Source organism: Corynebacterium afermentans subsp. afermentans, assembly GCF_030408355.1.
Taxonomy (GTDB): Bacteria; Actinomycetota; Actinomycetes; order Mycobacteriales; family Mycobacteriaceae; genus Corynebacterium; species Corynebacterium afermentans.
On the sequence record NZ_CP046606.1, the window covers coordinates 991,882 to 1,006,420 of the forward strand.

The window sequence follows — 14,539 nt, forward strand, 5'->3', positions numbered from 1 at the left end:
CAACATGCTGGAAGAAACTACCGAGAGCAGGAAGAACATGGCGGAGCTGACGATCTCCTCCGATGAGATCCGTAGCGCGATAGCGAACTACACCTCGAGCTACTCCGCGGAGGCCTCCCGTGAGGAGGTCGGCGTGGTGACTTCGGCTGCAGATGGTATTGCCCAGGTTTCCGGGCTGCCAGGTTGCATGACGAATGAGCTGCTCGAGTTCCCGAACGGCGTCATTGGCGTCGCACAGAACCTCGAGACCGACTCCATCGGTGTCGTGGTGCTGGGTAATTTTGAGACCCTTTCCGAGGGCGACGAAGTCAAGCGAACGGGCGAGGTTCTCTCGATCCCGGTCGGCGAGAACTTCCTCGGCCGCGTGATAAACCCCCTGGGCCAGCCGATCGACGGCCTGGGCCCCATCGAGTCCAACGAAGAGCGCGCACTGGAGCTCCAGGCCGCAGGCGTTCTCGACCGCCAGCCGGTCGAGGAGCCGCTGCAGACCGGCATGAAGGCGATCGACGCCATGACCCCGATCGGCCGCGGCCAGCGCCAGCTCATCATTGGCGACCGAAAGACCGGCAAGACCGCAGTCTGCATCGACACCATCCTCAACCAGAAGGAGTTCTGGGAGACCGGTGACCCGTCGAAGCAGGTGCGCTGCATCTACGTCGCCGTCGGCCAGAAGGGCTCCACCATTGCTGGTGTGCGCCAGACTCTGGAGGAGGCCGGTGCACTGGAGTACACCACCATCGTGGCGGCTCCGGCATCCGACTCCGCTGGCTTCAAGTGGCTCGCACCGTTCTCCGGTGCAGCCCTGGGGCAGCACTGGATGTACCAGGGCAAGCACGTCCTGGTGATCTACGATGACCTGACCAAGCAGGCTGAGGCATACCGTGCGATCTCCCTGCTGCTGCGCCGCCCGCCGGGCCGCGAGGCATACCCGGGCGACGTGTTCTACCTGCACTCCCGCCTGCTGGAGCGTGCCGCCAAGCTTAACGACGAGCTCGGCGCAGGCTCCCTGACCGCACTGCCGATCATCGAGACGAAGGCGAACGACGTGGGCGCCTTCATTCCGACCAACGTCATCTCGATTACTGACGGCCAGGTCTTCCTGCAGTCCGACCTCTTCAACCAGGGCGTGCGCCCGGCTATCGACGTGGGCATCTCCGTGTCCCGTGTCGGTGGCGCCGCGCAGACCAAGGGCATGAAGAAGGTCGCCGGTAACCTCCGTCTGGACCTCGCCGCATACCGCGACCTGGAGGCCTTCGCGGCCTTCGCGTCCGACCTCGACGCCGCTTCCAAGAAGCAGCTCGAGCGCGGCCAGCGTCTGGTGGAGCTGCTGAAGCAGTCCGAGCACGCGCCGCAGCCCGTCGAGTACCAGATCATCTCGATCTGGTCCGCAAACGAGGGCGTTTTCGACGTCGTTCCCGTCGAGGACGTCCGCCGCTACGAGGCAGAGCTGCACGAGTCCATCCGCGCCAACGCTCCGCAGGTCTACGACCAGATTGCGGGCGGCAAGCAGGTTGACGACGACTCGAAGGCCGCGATCCTGCGCGTCAACGAGAACCTGGCACGCAACTTCCAGGCTTCCTCCGGCGAGCGCATCGTCCGCGAGGCCGAGGCAGAGCCGCTCGACTCCAAGCAGGTGGCCAAGAACCAGCTCAACGTCAGCCGCTCCTAGACCGCGTGAATCGCGACTAGGACAACTACTTAAAGGAAGGGAGGAAACACCATGGCAACGCTTCGCGAATTGCGCGACCGCATCAGGTCCGTCAACTCAACGAAGAAAATCACGAAGGCCCAGGAACTGATCGCCACCGCGCAGATCACCAAGGCCCAGCAGCGCGTCGAGGCGGCTAAGCCGTACGCCGACGAGCTGAAAGACGTCATGGAACGCCTCGCGTCCGCGAGCTCCCTGGCCCACCCCATGCTCAAAGAGCGTGAGAACGGCCGGGTCGCGGCAATCCTCGTGGTCACCTCTGACCGCGGTATGGCCGGCGGTTACAACCACAACGTCCTGAAAAAGGCGACGCAGCTGGAGCGCATGCTCACCGATGCCGGGTACGAGGTAGTCCGCTACGTCACCGGCAACAAGGGTGTCACGCACTTCAAGTTCCGCGACATGGACGTTCAGGGTTCTTGGACCGGGTTCTCGCAGCAGCCGTCGTGGGATGACACCCACGGCGTGCGCCACCAGATCATCGACGGCTACATGGCAGGCTCCGAGTCCTCGGTGCCGCTGCGTGTCGACGGTGCCGAAGGTGGCACCGTGCGCGGCTTCGACGTCGTGCACGTTGTCTACACCGAGTTCGTCTCCATGCTGTCGCAGGAGGCTCGAGTCGCCCAGCTCCTGCCGATTGAGCCGGTGCTGGAGGAGTTCAAGTACGAGCAGCAGGACATGCTGACTACTTCCGGCGACGTGCGCCCGGACATGAACTTCGAGCCCGACGCTGACACGCTGATGGAAGAGCTGCTTCCGGTGTACGTCTCTAGGTTGCTCTACTCGATCTTCCTGGAGTCCGCTGCAGCGGAGTCGGCATCGCGCCGTACGGCTATGAAGAACGCGACGGACAACGCTACGGAGCTGGCTAACGACCTGTCCCGTGAAGCTAACCAAGCCCGTCAGGCAAAGATCACCCAGGAAATCACCGAGATTATCGGCGGCGCTGGCGCGCTGTCCGGTAGTGGAGAAAGTGACTAAATCATGACTACTGCTCACTCTTTTGATGAGCGCAACGACGAGCTGGCGGGTGCGGCTTCTGAGACCGACACCGCCCCGGCTCAGGTCGAGAACACTCAGAACCCGCGCGGTTCTGAGAACGGCCGTGTCGTTCGCGTCATTGGCGCAGTCGTCGACGTGGAGTTCCCGCGTGGCGAGCTGCCCGCTCTGTACAACGCGCTCGAGGTCGACATCGACCTCGGCGAAATGTCCCGCACGATCGTGCTCGAGGTCGCCCAGTTCCTGGGTGACAACCTCATGCGCACCATTGCCATGGCGCCGACCGACGGACTTGTCCGCGGCGCCAAGGTGGCGGACTCCGGCAACCCGATCTCCGTGCCGGTCGGCGACCAGGTGAAGGGCCACGTGTTCAACGCGCTCGGCCAGTGCCTGGACGACCCGTCGGTGGGCGAGAACGGCGAGCGCTGGGGCATCCACCGCGAGCCGCCGGCATTCAAGGACCTCGAGGGTAAGACCGAGATCCTGGAGACCGGTATTAAGGTCATCGACCTGCTCACCCCGTACGTCAAGGGCGGCAAGATCGGCCTGTTCGGCGGCGCTGGCGTGGGCAAGACCGTGCTGATCCAGGAGATGATTACGCGTATTGCACGCGAGTTCTCCGGTACCTCGGTCTTCGCCGGCGTGGGCGAGCGCACCCGTGAGGGCACCGACCTGTTCCTCGAGATGGAGGACATGGGCGTGCTGCAGGACACCGCGCTTGTCTTCGGCCAGATGGATGAGCCGCCGGGGGTCCGTATGCGCGTGGCCCTGTCCGGCCTGACCATGGCGGAGTACTTCCGCGATGTGCAGAACCAGGACGTGCTGCTGTTCATCGACAACATCTTCCGCTTCACCCAGGCGGGCTCCGAGGTTTCGACCCTGCTGGGCCGCATGCCTTCCGCCGTGGGTTACCAGCCGACCCTGGCCGACGAGATGGGTGTGCTCCAGGAGCGCATTACCTCGACCAAGGGCCGTTCGATTACGTCGCTGCAGGCCGTGTACGTGCCGGCGGACGACTACACCGACCCGGCTCCGGCCACCACCTTCGCCCACCTCGATGCGACCACCGAGCTTTCCCGTTCGATCGCGTCGAAGGGCATCTACCCGGCCGTGGATCCGCTGACCTCCACGTCCCGTATTCTCGAGCCGGGCATTGTCGGCGAGCGCCACTACGCGGTCGCTCAGCGGGTGATCGGTATCCTGCAGAAGAACAAGGAGCTGCAGGACATTATCGCCATTCTCGGTATGGACGAGCTGTCCGAGGAAGACAAGATCACCGTGCAGCGCGCACGTAAGCTCCAGCGCTTCCTGGGCCAGAACTTCTTCGTGGCGAAGAAGTTCACCGGCGACGAGGGCTCCTACGTCCCGCTCGAGGAGACGATCGACGCGTTCGAGCGTATCTGCGAGGGCGAGTTCGACCACTACCCGGAGCAGGCCTTCAACGGTCTCGGCGGTCTGGACGACGTCGAGGCTGCGTACAAGAAGCTGCAGGCGTAGGAGGGTAGAACATGGCTGAACTTACCGCTCAACTGGTCGCGGTTGACCGCATGCTCTGGAAAGGCCAGGCAAGCATTGTCACCGCCCAGACCACGGAGGGTGAGATCGGCATCCTTCCTGGCCACGAGCCGCTCCTTGGCCAGCTCAAGGACAACGGTGTGGTGACCATCCGCCCGACCGACGGCGAGCGCATCGTCGCCGCCGTCCAGGGTGGCTTCCTGTCCGTTGTGGGCGAGAAGGTGACCATCCTGGCCGACTACGCCGTTTTCGCCTCCGAGGTCGACTCCGCCGACGCGGAGTCGCACCTCCACGACGAAGATCGCGTTGTCAAGGCTCGCTCCGAGGCGGAGCTCGCCGCGGTTCGCCGCTTGAACCAGTAACTGGTCTGGAAGGCATAAACGCCGACCGCCACGAACGCACCCCTTCCCGGGAAACCGGGAGGGGGTGTTTCGCATTTGTGCGATATGATCACAGGCAAATGTCTATCCAGCGGAGTCGAGGAGGTTGGGCCGGGATGATCGTCTTCGCAGCAATTGCAGCGATTGTCCTGGTCGTCCTCGCTGCGGCGGCCGCGTGGCGCTTCGCAATGGTGCGCAACTCCGGCGCACGCGCCATGATGCGTGAGCTTCCGGCGCAGGGCATCCACGGCTGGCGCCACGGGGTGCTGCGCTACGACGGGGAGCGGCTGCTGTTTTTCAAGCTCCGATCTCTGACGTTCCACCACGACGTGGAGCTGGATCGCCGCGGGGTGGAGTTCGAGGGCTTCAGGGACGTGACCGAGGGTGAACGGGAGTTCATGCCCGAGATCGGTCACGTTCTTCGTTTTTCCGGCCCGCAGGGTGACTTCGAATTCGCGGCAGACCGCCACACGGAGATGGGGCTGGTGTCGTGGGTGGAGGCGGCCCCGGATGTGCGCAAGGAGCGTATCGACGTGCATTCGCTGGCCCAACGCGCGCAGCGCGAGTCGGCGCAGCGCGATGCAAACGAGCGCTAGGCCCGGCTGTACCCTGACAGGCATGCGTCTTGTCATAGCCCGTTGCTCTGTGGATTACGTCGGCCGCTTGGATGCGCACCTGCCGGAGGCGAAGCGCCTGATCTTGGTCAAGGCGGACGGTTCGGTCTCCATCCACGCAGATGACCGCGCCTACAAGCCGTTGAACTGGATGACGCCGCCGTGCACCACCCGTGTGGAGCAGGTGGTGGACGTCGATGGCGAGGACACCGGCGAAGAGCTGTGGATCGTGGAGAACCCGAAGGGCGAGCAGCTGCGCATCACAATTTCTGAGGTGCTGTTGGACGAGACGAAGGAGCTTGGGCAGGATCCTGGCCTGGTCAAGGACGGCGTGGAGTCGCACCTGCAGGAGCTTCTAGCGGAGCACATCACCACGCTCGGAGACGGCGTCACCCTGGTGCGCCGCGAGTACCCGACTGCGATCGGCCCGGTGGACATCCTGGCGCGTGACCCGCAAGGAGGCACGCTTGCGGTGGAGGTGAAGCGCCGCGGCGGCATCGACGGCGTGGAGCAGCTCAGCCGCTACGTGGAGCTGCTCAACCGCGACGAGCTGCTGCGCCCGGTGCGCGGCGTGTTCGCGGCGCAGGAGATCAAGCCGCAGGCGCGCACACTCGCGGGCGACCGCGGCTTCGAGTGCGTGACTCTGGACTACGACGAGCTGCGCGGCATCGAGTCCGCGGAGCTGCGCCTGTTCTGATGCCGCGCAGGAACCGTCGCCGGAACCAGGCGCCGCGCTACGTGCTGCCCAAAGACGGCTCCACGTTCATTGGCACGCAAGAGATGGAGGGGCCGAGCTGGACCAACGGGGAGATCTTCAAGGTCCGCCAGATCGGCTCGGCGGCCGCGACGAAGTACTACATCTGCCCGGGTTGCAACCAGAACATCCCGCCCGGGGTGGCGCATGTGGTGGCGTGGCCGCGCGATACCGGCCGCGGCGCGGACGACCGGCGGCACTGGCACAAGCACTGCTGGCAGCGGCGCTAGTATTGGCCGCATGATTGCAGCGTTTTCTGTGGCACCGACCATGACCGAAAATTCCAACGCGGAGATGTCCGACGTTGTCGCTAGGGCGGTGAAGGTGGTCCGCGAGTCGGGCCTGCCGCATGAGACCACGGCGATGTTCACCACCGTCGAGGGGGAGTGGGACGAGGTCATGGACGTGATTAAGCGGGCGACGCAGGCGGTGGAGGAGGTCTCCCCGCGCGTGTCGCTGGTGGTCAAGGCGGATATCCGCCCCGGCTACGAAAACATGCTGCAGCAGAAAGTCGAATCCTTAAACAAGCACTTGGAGGCGTAAGAGCACATGACCAACCCGCAGTTCACCGGCGGCGCGATCGACTTAGGAGCGCTCGCGGAGCGCAACGACGAGGCGCAGGCCGGCTTCGAGCCGTTCATCACGGTCACTGAGGCCAACGTTGAAAAGGGCGTGTTCGAACGCTCCATGCAGATCCCTGTGGTGCTGCTCATCGGCACGCCGCGCAGCCCAGACTCGGAGAGTTTGAAGGCGCAGTTTGAGAAGCTCTCGGCAGGCCAGCGCGCGTTCATGGTCGGCTACGTGGACGCGGACGCCACCCCACAGGTCGCCCAGGCCATGGGCGTGCGCGTGCTGCCCACCGTGGTCGCGCTCGCGGGCGGGCGCCCGGTGGCCAACTTTGAGGGCAACCAGCCGGCCGACGAGCTCGAGCAGTGGGTGGGCGCCCTGGTCAGCCAGGTGGGCCCGCAGCTTAAGGGGCTTGTCGACGACAACGCGCCCGAGCAGGAAGACGCCGACCCCCGCCTGGACCGCGCAACCGAGGCGCTCAACGCGGGCGACTTCGACGCAGCCACGGCGGTGTACGACGAGATCCTTGCGGAGGATCCCACCAACGCGGACATCAAGCAGGCCAAGGCGACCGTGGCTGTGCTCAAGAGGGTGAACGGGCAGGGGGAGCCGGAGGATGACGTCGAGAAGCTGCTGTGGCTCGCGGACAAGGAGTTTGTCGCAGGCGACCCGGAGGCGGCCTTCGACCGTCTGTTAGAGCACGTCAAGGCCGAGCCGCGCGCCAAGGAGCGCTTGCTGGAGCTGTTGACGCTGCTCGAGCCGGGCGACCCGCGCGTGATCGCGGCGCGCACCCGGCTCGCAAGCGCCCTGTTCTAGCGGCGCAGGATGTAGTACTGCGCGCTCATCGCCGGTACGTGCAGCTCGGTGGACTGCTCGAAGCGGTCCCACTCGGTCGGCTCGGTGGTGAGCACCTGCGGCAGGTCGTTGCCGGCGCCACCGTAGACGGCGTCGTCGGTGTTGACTAACAGCTCCCACTCGCCGGCCTCGGGAAGACCCAGGCGGTAGTTGGGCTGGGAAACCCCAGAGAGGTTCACCACGGCGAGCACCGGGGTGGCGTCGACGCCCCAGCGGATGTAGGCGAGGATGTTGTTCGCGGCGTCGTCGCCCTTGACCCACTGGAAGCCCATCGGGGTGTTGTCCTGCGAGTACAGCGCCGGGGTGTCGCGGTAGACGCGGTTGAGGTCGCGCACGAGGCGCTGCACGCCGCGGTGGTAGCCGTGGCCCCAGCTATCGGAGATGTTGTCCCAGTTGACGGAGTGGGCCTCGTCCCACTCGGTGGTCTGGCCCCACTCGCAGCCCATGAACAACAGCTGCTTGCCCGGGTGCGAGAACATGTAGCCGTAGAGGGCGCGAAGGCCGGCGGCCTTGTTCCAGTCGTCGCCGGGCATGCGGGTCCACAGCGAGCCCTTGCCGTGGACGACCTCGTCGTGGCTAAACGGCAGGACGTAGCGCTCGGAGAACGCGTAGACCAGCGAGAAAGTGATCTCGTTGTGGTGGTAGGAGCGGTGGATGGGGTCCAGGGAGAAGTACTCCAAGGTGTCGTTCATCCAGCCCATGTTCCACTTCAACGAAAAGCCCAGCCCGTCAGCGTCCGTCTGCGCGGTCACGCCCGGCCAGGCGGTGGACTCCTCGGCGATGGTGAGCACACCCGGGTGCTCGCGGTGCACGGTGGCGTTCATCTCCTGCAAAAACTGCACGGCCTCCCAGTGCTCGCGTCCGCCGTATTGGTTGGGCAGCCACTCGCCGGGCTCGCGGGAGTAATCCAGGTAGAGCATGGAGGCCACCGCGTCCACGCGCAGGCCGTCCAGGTGGAACTCATCGCACCAGTACAGCGCGTTTGCCACCAGGAAGTTGCGCACTTCGCGGCGGCCGAAGTCGAAGACGTAGGTGCCCCAGTCTTTCTGCTCGCCGCGGCGCCAGTCGGGGTGCTCGTAGAGGGCGGTGCCGTCGAAACGCGCGAGCGCGAAGTCGTCTTTGGGGAAGTGGGCGGGCACCCAGTCCACCAACACGCCGATGCCGTTGGCGTGCAGCGTGTCCACGAGTTTGCGGAACTCGTCCGGGGTGCCCCAGCGCGCGGTCGGGGCGTAGTAGCCGGTGACTTGGTAGCCCCAGGAGCCGCCGAAGGGGTGCTCGGCCACGGGCAGAAACTCCACGTGGGTGAAGCCGTTTTCCACCAGGTAGGGCACGAGCTCCTCGGTCAGGGTGGCGTAGTTGGAGCCCTGCTTCCAGGAGCCGATGTGGCACTCGTAGACGCTCATGGCGGAGTTAGTGGGGTCGATGCCGGCGCGCGCGTTCATCCACTCGCTGTCGGTCCACTCGAATTCGCTCGGCGCGGCCACCACGGAGACGGTCTCCGGCGGGGTCAGCGTGCGCTTGGCCAGTGGGTCGGCCTTGTCCACGCGGGTGCCGTCGGCGGTTTGGATGGCGTACTTGTAGGTCGCGCCGTCGCCGATGCCGGGGATGAAAATCTCCCACACGCCGGAGGCACCCAAGGAGCGCATGGGGTACTGGTTGGGGTTCCACCCGCAGAAGTCGCCGATGACGGCCACACCCTGGGCGTTCGGCGCCCACACGGCAAAGGAGGTGCCGCGGACCTCGCCCAGGGAGGTCTCGTACGAGCGCACGTTCGCGCCGAGAACCTCCCAGAGGCGTTCGTGGCGGCCCTCGTTGATCAGGTGGAGATCGAGCGAGCCCAGGGTGGGCAGGAAGTGGTACGCGTCCGCCACGATGCGCGGTTCGGCGCCGGGGTAGGTGACGCGGAAGCGGTAGTCGGGCGCGTGCTCGTCGTCAAGCGAGATTGCCCAGATGTCGTCGCCGATGGGTTCCATGGCGCGCGCGCCGTTGTGGATGAGCAGCTCCACGCGCTCCGCGCCGAGGAAGCGGGTGCGCACGACGGATCCTGCGCCCACGCGGTGCCAGCCGTAGAAATCGTGGGGCGCGTGGTGCTTGCACTCGATGAGGCGCTGGCGGTCGCCTTCGGGGATGAGCAGGTCGGTGTTCATTGGCTTCCTTAGGGACGGTAGTCGTGGTCTGAGATCTGACGGTACGCAAGTGCTTCTCGACGAGCCGAAGGCACCTCCGGCAACCGGAAAATGTGCGCGACGTTCTTCTCCGGCGCGAGACGGATGAAGTTGCCGGTCTCGGCGGTGGTCCAGGTGTAGCGCTCGCCGGTGATCTGGTCGTGCACCTTGAAGGTTTCTCCGTCGTTGAGTCCTGCCGCGGAGGCGTCGACACGCAGCATGCCCTCCTGGGTGGAGGAGGGGTCTAAGTTGATCACCACAAGCACCGCGTTGCCGGTCTCGGCGTCCACCTTGGAGTAGGCGATGATCTGGTCGTTGGCGATGTCGTGGAAGCGGATCTGACGCAGCTGCTGCAGCGCCGGGTTATCGCGGCGGATCTGGTTGAGCAGGGTCAGGTACGGCTCGAGCGACGCGCCCTTGGCCAGCGCGGCCGTGAAGTCGCGGTGGCGCAGCTGGTACTTCTCGCTGTCGTGGTACTCCTCGCTGCCTTCGGCCACGGGGCGGTCCTCGTAGAGCTCGTAGCCAGAATAAACGCCCCACAGCGGGCTCATGGTGGCAGCCAGCGTGGCGCGCAGCGCAAAGGCTGCCGGGCCGCCCTGTTGCAGCGTGGCGTGCAGGATGTCGGGGGTGTTGACGAAGAGGTTGGGGCGGGAGACATCGGCGACGTCCACGAGCAGCTGGGCGAAATCGGTCAGCTCCGCCTTGGTGGTCTTCCACGTGAAGTGGGTGTAGGACTGCGAGAACCCGGCCTTGGACAGCCCGTACATGCGCGGCGGGCGGGTAAACGCCTCCGCCAGGAAGACCACGTCCGGGTCGGTCTCGTGCACCTTCGCAATCAGCCAGTGCCAAAAATCCACCGGCTTGGTGTGGGGGTTGTCCACGCGGAAGGTGGTCACGCCCAGGTCCACCCAGTACATGAGCACGCGGTAGATCTCCGCGTAGAGCTTCTCCGGGGCGTTGTCGAAGTTGAGCGGGTAGATGTCCTGGTATTTCTTCGGCGGATTTTCGGCATAAGCAATGGTGCCGTCCGCGAGCACGGTGAAAAACTCCGGGTGCTCTTTGGCCCACGGGTGGTCGGGGGCGGCTTGCAGCGCGAAGTCGAGGGCGATTTCCAGGCCCAGCTCGTTGGCGTGGTCCATCATGTCGAGGAATTCGTCCTCGCCGCCCAGGTTCGGGTCGAAGGCGTCGTGGCCGCCGTGCTTGGAACCGATCGCCCACGGCGAGCCGACGTCGCCGTCCTCCGGGGTCAGCGTGTTGTTCCGGCCCTTGCGGTTGACCTCGCCGATGGGGTGGATCGGCGGGAAGTACACGGTGTCGAAGCCCATGTCCGCCACGCGCTGAAGCTGCGCCGCGGTGGTGGCCCAGGTGCCGTGGACCGGGTTGCCCATCGCGTCCACGCCGCCGGTGGAGCGGGGAAACAGCTCGTACCAGGAGTTCACCAGCGCCTCGCGGCGCTCCACCAGGATGTCGGCCACGGGCCCGCGGGTGACCAGCTCACGCAGCGGGTACTCGGCCAGCACGTCGCGCACCTCGGTGGAGACGCACGGCGCGATGCGGTCGGCGAGCGGGAGCGTGTCGTCGAGAAGCTTTGTGCGGGCGCTTTCCAGCACCTGCGGCGCGGGGGTCTGGGCGATGGCCGCGGCGAACAGGTCCGCGCCGTGGGCGATGTCGTTGGCCAGCTCTTTTTCGGTCTGGCCCGCGGCGAGCTTCTTTTCCACCGCATTGCGCCAGGTGGCCATCACGTCGCTCCACGCGTCCACGCGGTAGCGCCACAGCCCCTTTTCGCGGGGGATGAACACGGCGTGGACGTAATCCGGGCGGTAGACCTCCTGGTGCATCGGCACCGTAAACTGCTCGCCGGTAGGCGACACCAGCACCAGTGTCGCAGCGATCGCGTCGTGGCCCTCGCGCCACACCAGCGCCGAAACGGGCACGACCTCGCCGACCACCGCCTTCGCGGGCAGCGTGCGCCCGGAAACGTGGGGGCGCACATCGTCGATGCCAAAGCGAGCAACCATCTTTCAGACCCTCTCAACCTGCCTGCATTCCATCAGCCAGGGTAGCGCGGGCCTCCCACACACGCGGGCCGAAATAGGTAAAGATGGATGCGTGAATGCGAGTGAGGAATTGGTGACAGACCCGGACCTGCTGGTGGACATGCGCGACGTGGAATTTATCCGCGGCGGCAACACCCTTGTGGGGCCCGTGACATGGCAGGTTGAGCTAGATGAGCGCTGGGTGGTCATCGGCCCCAACGGCGCCGGCAAGACCACCCTGATCCGCATGGCCTCGGCCCAGGAGTTCCCGTCCAAGGGCACCGTGTTCATCCTCGGCGAGCGCGTCGGCGCCACCGACATGCGCGACCTGCGCGCGGCGATCGGCGTGACATCGTCGGCGGTGGCGCAGCGCGTGCCGGAGGGCGAAAAGGTGGGCGATCTGGTCGTCTCCGCCGGCTACGCCATTTTGGGGCGCTGGCGCGAGGACTACGACGAGATGGACTACGAGCAGGCCCTCGAGGTGCTCGAGCAGGTCGGCGCGATCCACCTGATCGACCGCACCTGGGGCACCCTGTCCGACGGTGAGAAGAAGCGCGTGCTGGTTGCGCGTGCGGTGATGACCAACCCGGAGCTTTTGATCCTGGACGAGCCGGCCGCCGGCATGGACCTGGGCGGGCGCGAGGACCTGCTGGCCTACCTGGGCGATCTGGCCATGGACCCGGACGCCCCGGCGATTGTCATGATCACCCACCACTTGGAGGAGATCCCGGCGGGATTTACCCACGCCATGCTGCTGGACGAGGGCGAGGTGGTCGCCCAGGGCCTCATCAACGACGTCCTGACCTCTGAAAACGTTTCGCGTGCCTACCACCAGCCCATCGAGGTCACAGTGGACGAGGGCCGCTACACCGCCCGCCGAGCTCGCGCCAAGCGCGGTGGTGCGCACCGGGCGTAGGCCTGAGGGGATTTCGGCAATGCCCACGAGAAGGAATCGCACCCAGGGCGTGCTGACGCACGACGTCGGCGACACCATCGACGTCCACGAGCGCAGCGGGTTTCAAGGTGCCCGGCTGTCCGCGACGGTGATGCTGCTGCGCGACGGTGCGGACGGTCTCGAGGTGTGGATGCAGGAACGCGTGCTTTCCATGCCGAACTACCCCGGCATCACAGTCTTTCCCGGCGGTGGGGTGGATTCGCGCGATTTCCCGCCGCGCGCGTGGGACGACGGCGAGCTGTGGCTCGGCCGCTCCGCGATTTCCCTGGCCCGCCAGCTGGGCGTGACCAAGTACAAGGCGCACGCGTTGCTGTTTGCGGCGGTGCGCGAGCTGTTTGAGGAAACCGGCACGCTGCTCGCCGTGGACGACGACGGGGTGCTGCTCGATGACGCGCGCCCCTTCCACGAGCACCGCCTGAAGTTGGCGTCGCATGAGCTTTCGCTTACCGACGTGCTCCGCGAGTCCAACCTCAACGTCTGCGCCGACCTGGTCAAACCGCTCGCGAGGTGGGTGGGTAAGTCTGAAAGCGGCACTTGGTTCGACACCTTCACCTTCGTCGCCGCCAACCCGGAGGGCCAGGAACCGGACGCGAACACCGACGAGGCGGACGACGCCAACTGGTTTCCTCCCAAGCTGATCTTGGAGGGCTGGCGCCACGGCCTGGTGCGCTTGGCACCCTCGACGTGGGCGCAGCTGAACGAGGTAGCGCGCTTCAGCGACACGGAAGAGGCGCTGGCTGCCGCCTGGCGCGCAGACCTGTCCCCGGTGGTGGGCGACCCGGTGGACGACCTGCGTTACCACGACTTTTTCTCTTTCACGCCCATAGACAGGATTGGACGCCGCGGTGGGATTTAGCGTTGCAGAAGCCCGCTTTTTGGCGGCACACGCCGGGGAGATCGCGGAGGTTGCGCCGCAGGTGGCACTGACCAAGCAATCCGTGTTCGCGGACCGCGCGGTCCTCGATGCTCGTTTCGGCGAGTACGCCCGCGCGGTCAGCGTGCTCATCTCCTCCCAGCGCGCGGCAGCGGGGAAGTTTCCGGAGCACTGGCTCACCGACGCCGACGCAGTGCAGCAGGCCACCCCGGCGCGCGTGGCGAGCGTGCGGGCTAGGCGCATTGCCTCAGCCGGAGTGGAGTTCGTCCACGACGTGACCTGTTCGGTGGGCTCGGAAGCGCCGGCGTTTCTTGATGCCGGCGTTGCCTGGCTCGGCTCGGACCTGGACGCCGCGCGCCTGGTCATGGCGCGGCACAACCTCGGCGCGGACGCCTGGCTGGCTCGCGCGGACGCGCTCGCGCCGGTGAGCGCCGGCGGAGCGGTGGTGGCCGACCCGGCGCGCCGGGCCGGCGGCAAGCGGATCACCGACCCGGCGAAGCTCCTACCGCCGCTGCCGGACCTGCTTTCCGCGCATGCGGGCCGCGAGATGGCGGTCAAGTGCGCGCCGGGCATCGACTATTCCGGGTGGGACGGCCTGGTCAGCGTGGTTTCGGTGGACGGGGGCGTAAAAGAGGCGTGCCTGTACACGCCGGGGTTGGCGGGCGGAGCTCGTCGAGAAGCAGTGGTGTTGCGCGACTTCGAGGAACACGTCACTGACACCGAGCCGGACGAGGTGGAGGTCACCGCGCCGCGCAAGTGGATCATCGAACCGGACGGAGCGGTTGTCCGTGCGGGGCTGGTGCGGCAGTGGGCCGCGCGCCACGGGTTGAGCATGCTCGACGAACACATCGCGTACACCACCGGCGACGCTGTGCCAGCGGGCTATAGCGGCTTCGAGTTCATCGAGGCGGTGCCGCTGCGAGCGCTGAAGAAAACGCTCGCCGGCCACGGGGCTGGGGCCGCGGAGATCCTCGTGCGCGGGGTGGACGTGGACCCGGACCAGCTGCGCAAAAAGCTCAAGCTGCGCGGGGACAAGCAGATGGGCGTGGTGATCGCGCGCATTGGCGACGACGCGGTGGCGCATGTGTGCCACGCGCGCGTGCACGCCTAACCTGTG

At 66.2% G+C, this 14,539-nt stretch carries 14 protein-coding genes; 12 read left to right on the forward strand and 2 right to left on the reverse strand.

Annotated elements, in window-relative coordinates; translation table 11 throughout:
* The first annotated feature begins 4 nt into the window (after positions 1–4).
* The 9 genes from atpA (at position 5) to CAFEA_RS04765 (ending at position 7,353) form a co-directional block, all read left to right on the forward strand.
* A complete protein-coding gene (gene atpA / locus CAFEA_RS04725; RefSeq protein ID WP_063937388.1) occupies positions 5–1,669 on the forward strand; it encodes a F0F1 ATP synthase subunit alpha in 1,665 nt (554 codons plus the stop codon).
* A 51-nt stretch (positions 1,670–1,720) separates the two neighbouring features.
* A complete protein-coding gene (locus CAFEA_RS04730) occupies positions 1,721–2,689 on the forward strand; it encodes a F0F1 ATP synthase subunit gamma (protein WP_063937387.1) in 969 nt (322 codons plus the stop codon).
* A 3-nt stretch (positions 2,690–2,692) separates the two neighbouring features.
* Positions 2,693–4,204 (forward strand): F0F1 ATP synthase subunit beta, encoded by a 1,512-nt coding sequence (atpD, locus tag CAFEA_RS04735; protein WP_034999821.1) that lies wholly within the window; start codon positions 2,693–2,695, stop codon positions 4,202–4,204.
* A gap of 11 nt (positions 4,205–4,215) precedes the next feature.
* Positions 4,216–4,584, forward strand: a complete 369-nt coding sequence (locus CAFEA_RS04740) for a F0F1 ATP synthase subunit epsilon (RefSeq protein ID WP_063937386.1) — start codon at positions 4,216–4,218, stop codon at positions 4,582–4,584.
* A 134-nt stretch (positions 4,585–4,718) separates the two neighbouring features.
* The gene (locus CAFEA_RS04745; protein ID WP_034999833.1) at positions 4,719–5,198 is read left to right on the forward strand and encodes a DUF2550 domain-containing protein; all 480 of its coding nucleotides are present in this window, start codon (positions 4,719–4,721) and stop codon (positions 5,196–5,198) included.
* A gap of 22 nt (positions 5,199–5,220) precedes the next feature.
* Entirely contained in the window at positions 5,221–5,913 is a 693-nt protein-coding gene (nucS, locus tag CAFEA_RS04750) for an endonuclease NucS (protein ID WP_034999834.1), read from the forward strand.
* Positions 5,913–6,200 (forward strand): Rv1322 family protein, encoded by a 288-nt coding sequence (locus CAFEA_RS04755; protein WP_063937385.1) that lies wholly within the window; start codon positions 5,913–5,915, stop codon positions 6,198–6,200. The genes nucS and CAFEA_RS04755 overlap by 1 nt, the downstream gene beginning before the upstream one ends.
* A 10-nt stretch (positions 6,201–6,210) precedes the next feature.
* Positions 6,211–6,513, forward strand: coding sequence for an MTH1187 family thiamine-binding protein (locus CAFEA_RS04760; RefSeq protein WP_063937384.1), 303 nt, complete (start codon positions 6,211–6,213; stop codon positions 6,511–6,513).
* 6 nt (positions 6,514–6,519) lie between these two features.
* On the forward strand, positions 6,520–7,353 hold the full coding sequence (locus tag CAFEA_RS04765; RefSeq protein WP_063937383.1) for a tetratricopeptide repeat protein: 834 nt from the start codon (positions 6,520–6,522) through the stop codon (positions 7,351–7,353).
* Here the strand turns inward: CAFEA_RS04765 and glgB are convergent.
* Complete coding sequence (gene glgB, locus CAFEA_RS04770) at positions 7,350–9,539, reverse strand: 1,4-alpha-glucan branching protein GlgB (RefSeq protein ID WP_172796714.1); 2,190 nt, start codon at positions 9,537–9,539, stop codon at positions 7,350–7,352. The two genes, CAFEA_RS04765 and glgB, sit on opposite strands and share 4 nt — an antisense overlap.
* 8 nt (positions 9,540–9,547) lie before the next feature.
* Positions 9,548–11,575 carry a maltotransferase domain-containing protein gene (locus CAFEA_RS04775; protein WP_063937382.1) on the reverse strand — a complete coding sequence of 676 codons (2,028 nt, stop codon included), beginning with the start codon at positions 11,573–11,575 and terminating at the stop codon, positions 9,548–9,550.
* 139 nt (positions 11,576–11,714) lie between these two features.
* Between CAFEA_RS04775 and CAFEA_RS04780 the strand changes: the two genes are divergently transcribed.
* Genes CAFEA_RS04780 through CAFEA_RS04790 form a run of 3 tightly spaced genes read left to right on the forward strand, consistent with a single transcriptional unit; the run spans position 11,715 to position 14,533 of the window.
* Positions 11,715–12,509 (forward strand): ABC transporter ATP-binding protein, encoded by a 795-nt coding sequence (locus tag CAFEA_RS04780; protein ID WP_063937518.1) that lies wholly within the window; start codon positions 11,715–11,717, stop codon positions 12,507–12,509.
* 19 nt (positions 12,510–12,528) lie between these two features.
* A complete protein-coding gene (locus CAFEA_RS04785; RefSeq protein ID WP_143313236.1) occupies positions 12,529–13,404 on the forward strand; it encodes an NUDIX hydrolase in 876 nt (291 codons plus the stop codon).
* Positions 13,394–14,533 (forward strand): THUMP-like domain-containing protein, encoded by a 1,140-nt coding sequence (locus tag CAFEA_RS04790; RefSeq protein ID WP_063937381.1) that lies wholly within the window; start codon positions 13,394–13,396, stop codon positions 14,531–14,533. The genes CAFEA_RS04785 and CAFEA_RS04790 overlap by 11 nt, the downstream gene beginning before the upstream one ends.
* The last annotated feature ends 6 nt before the right edge of the window (positions 14,534–14,539 follow it).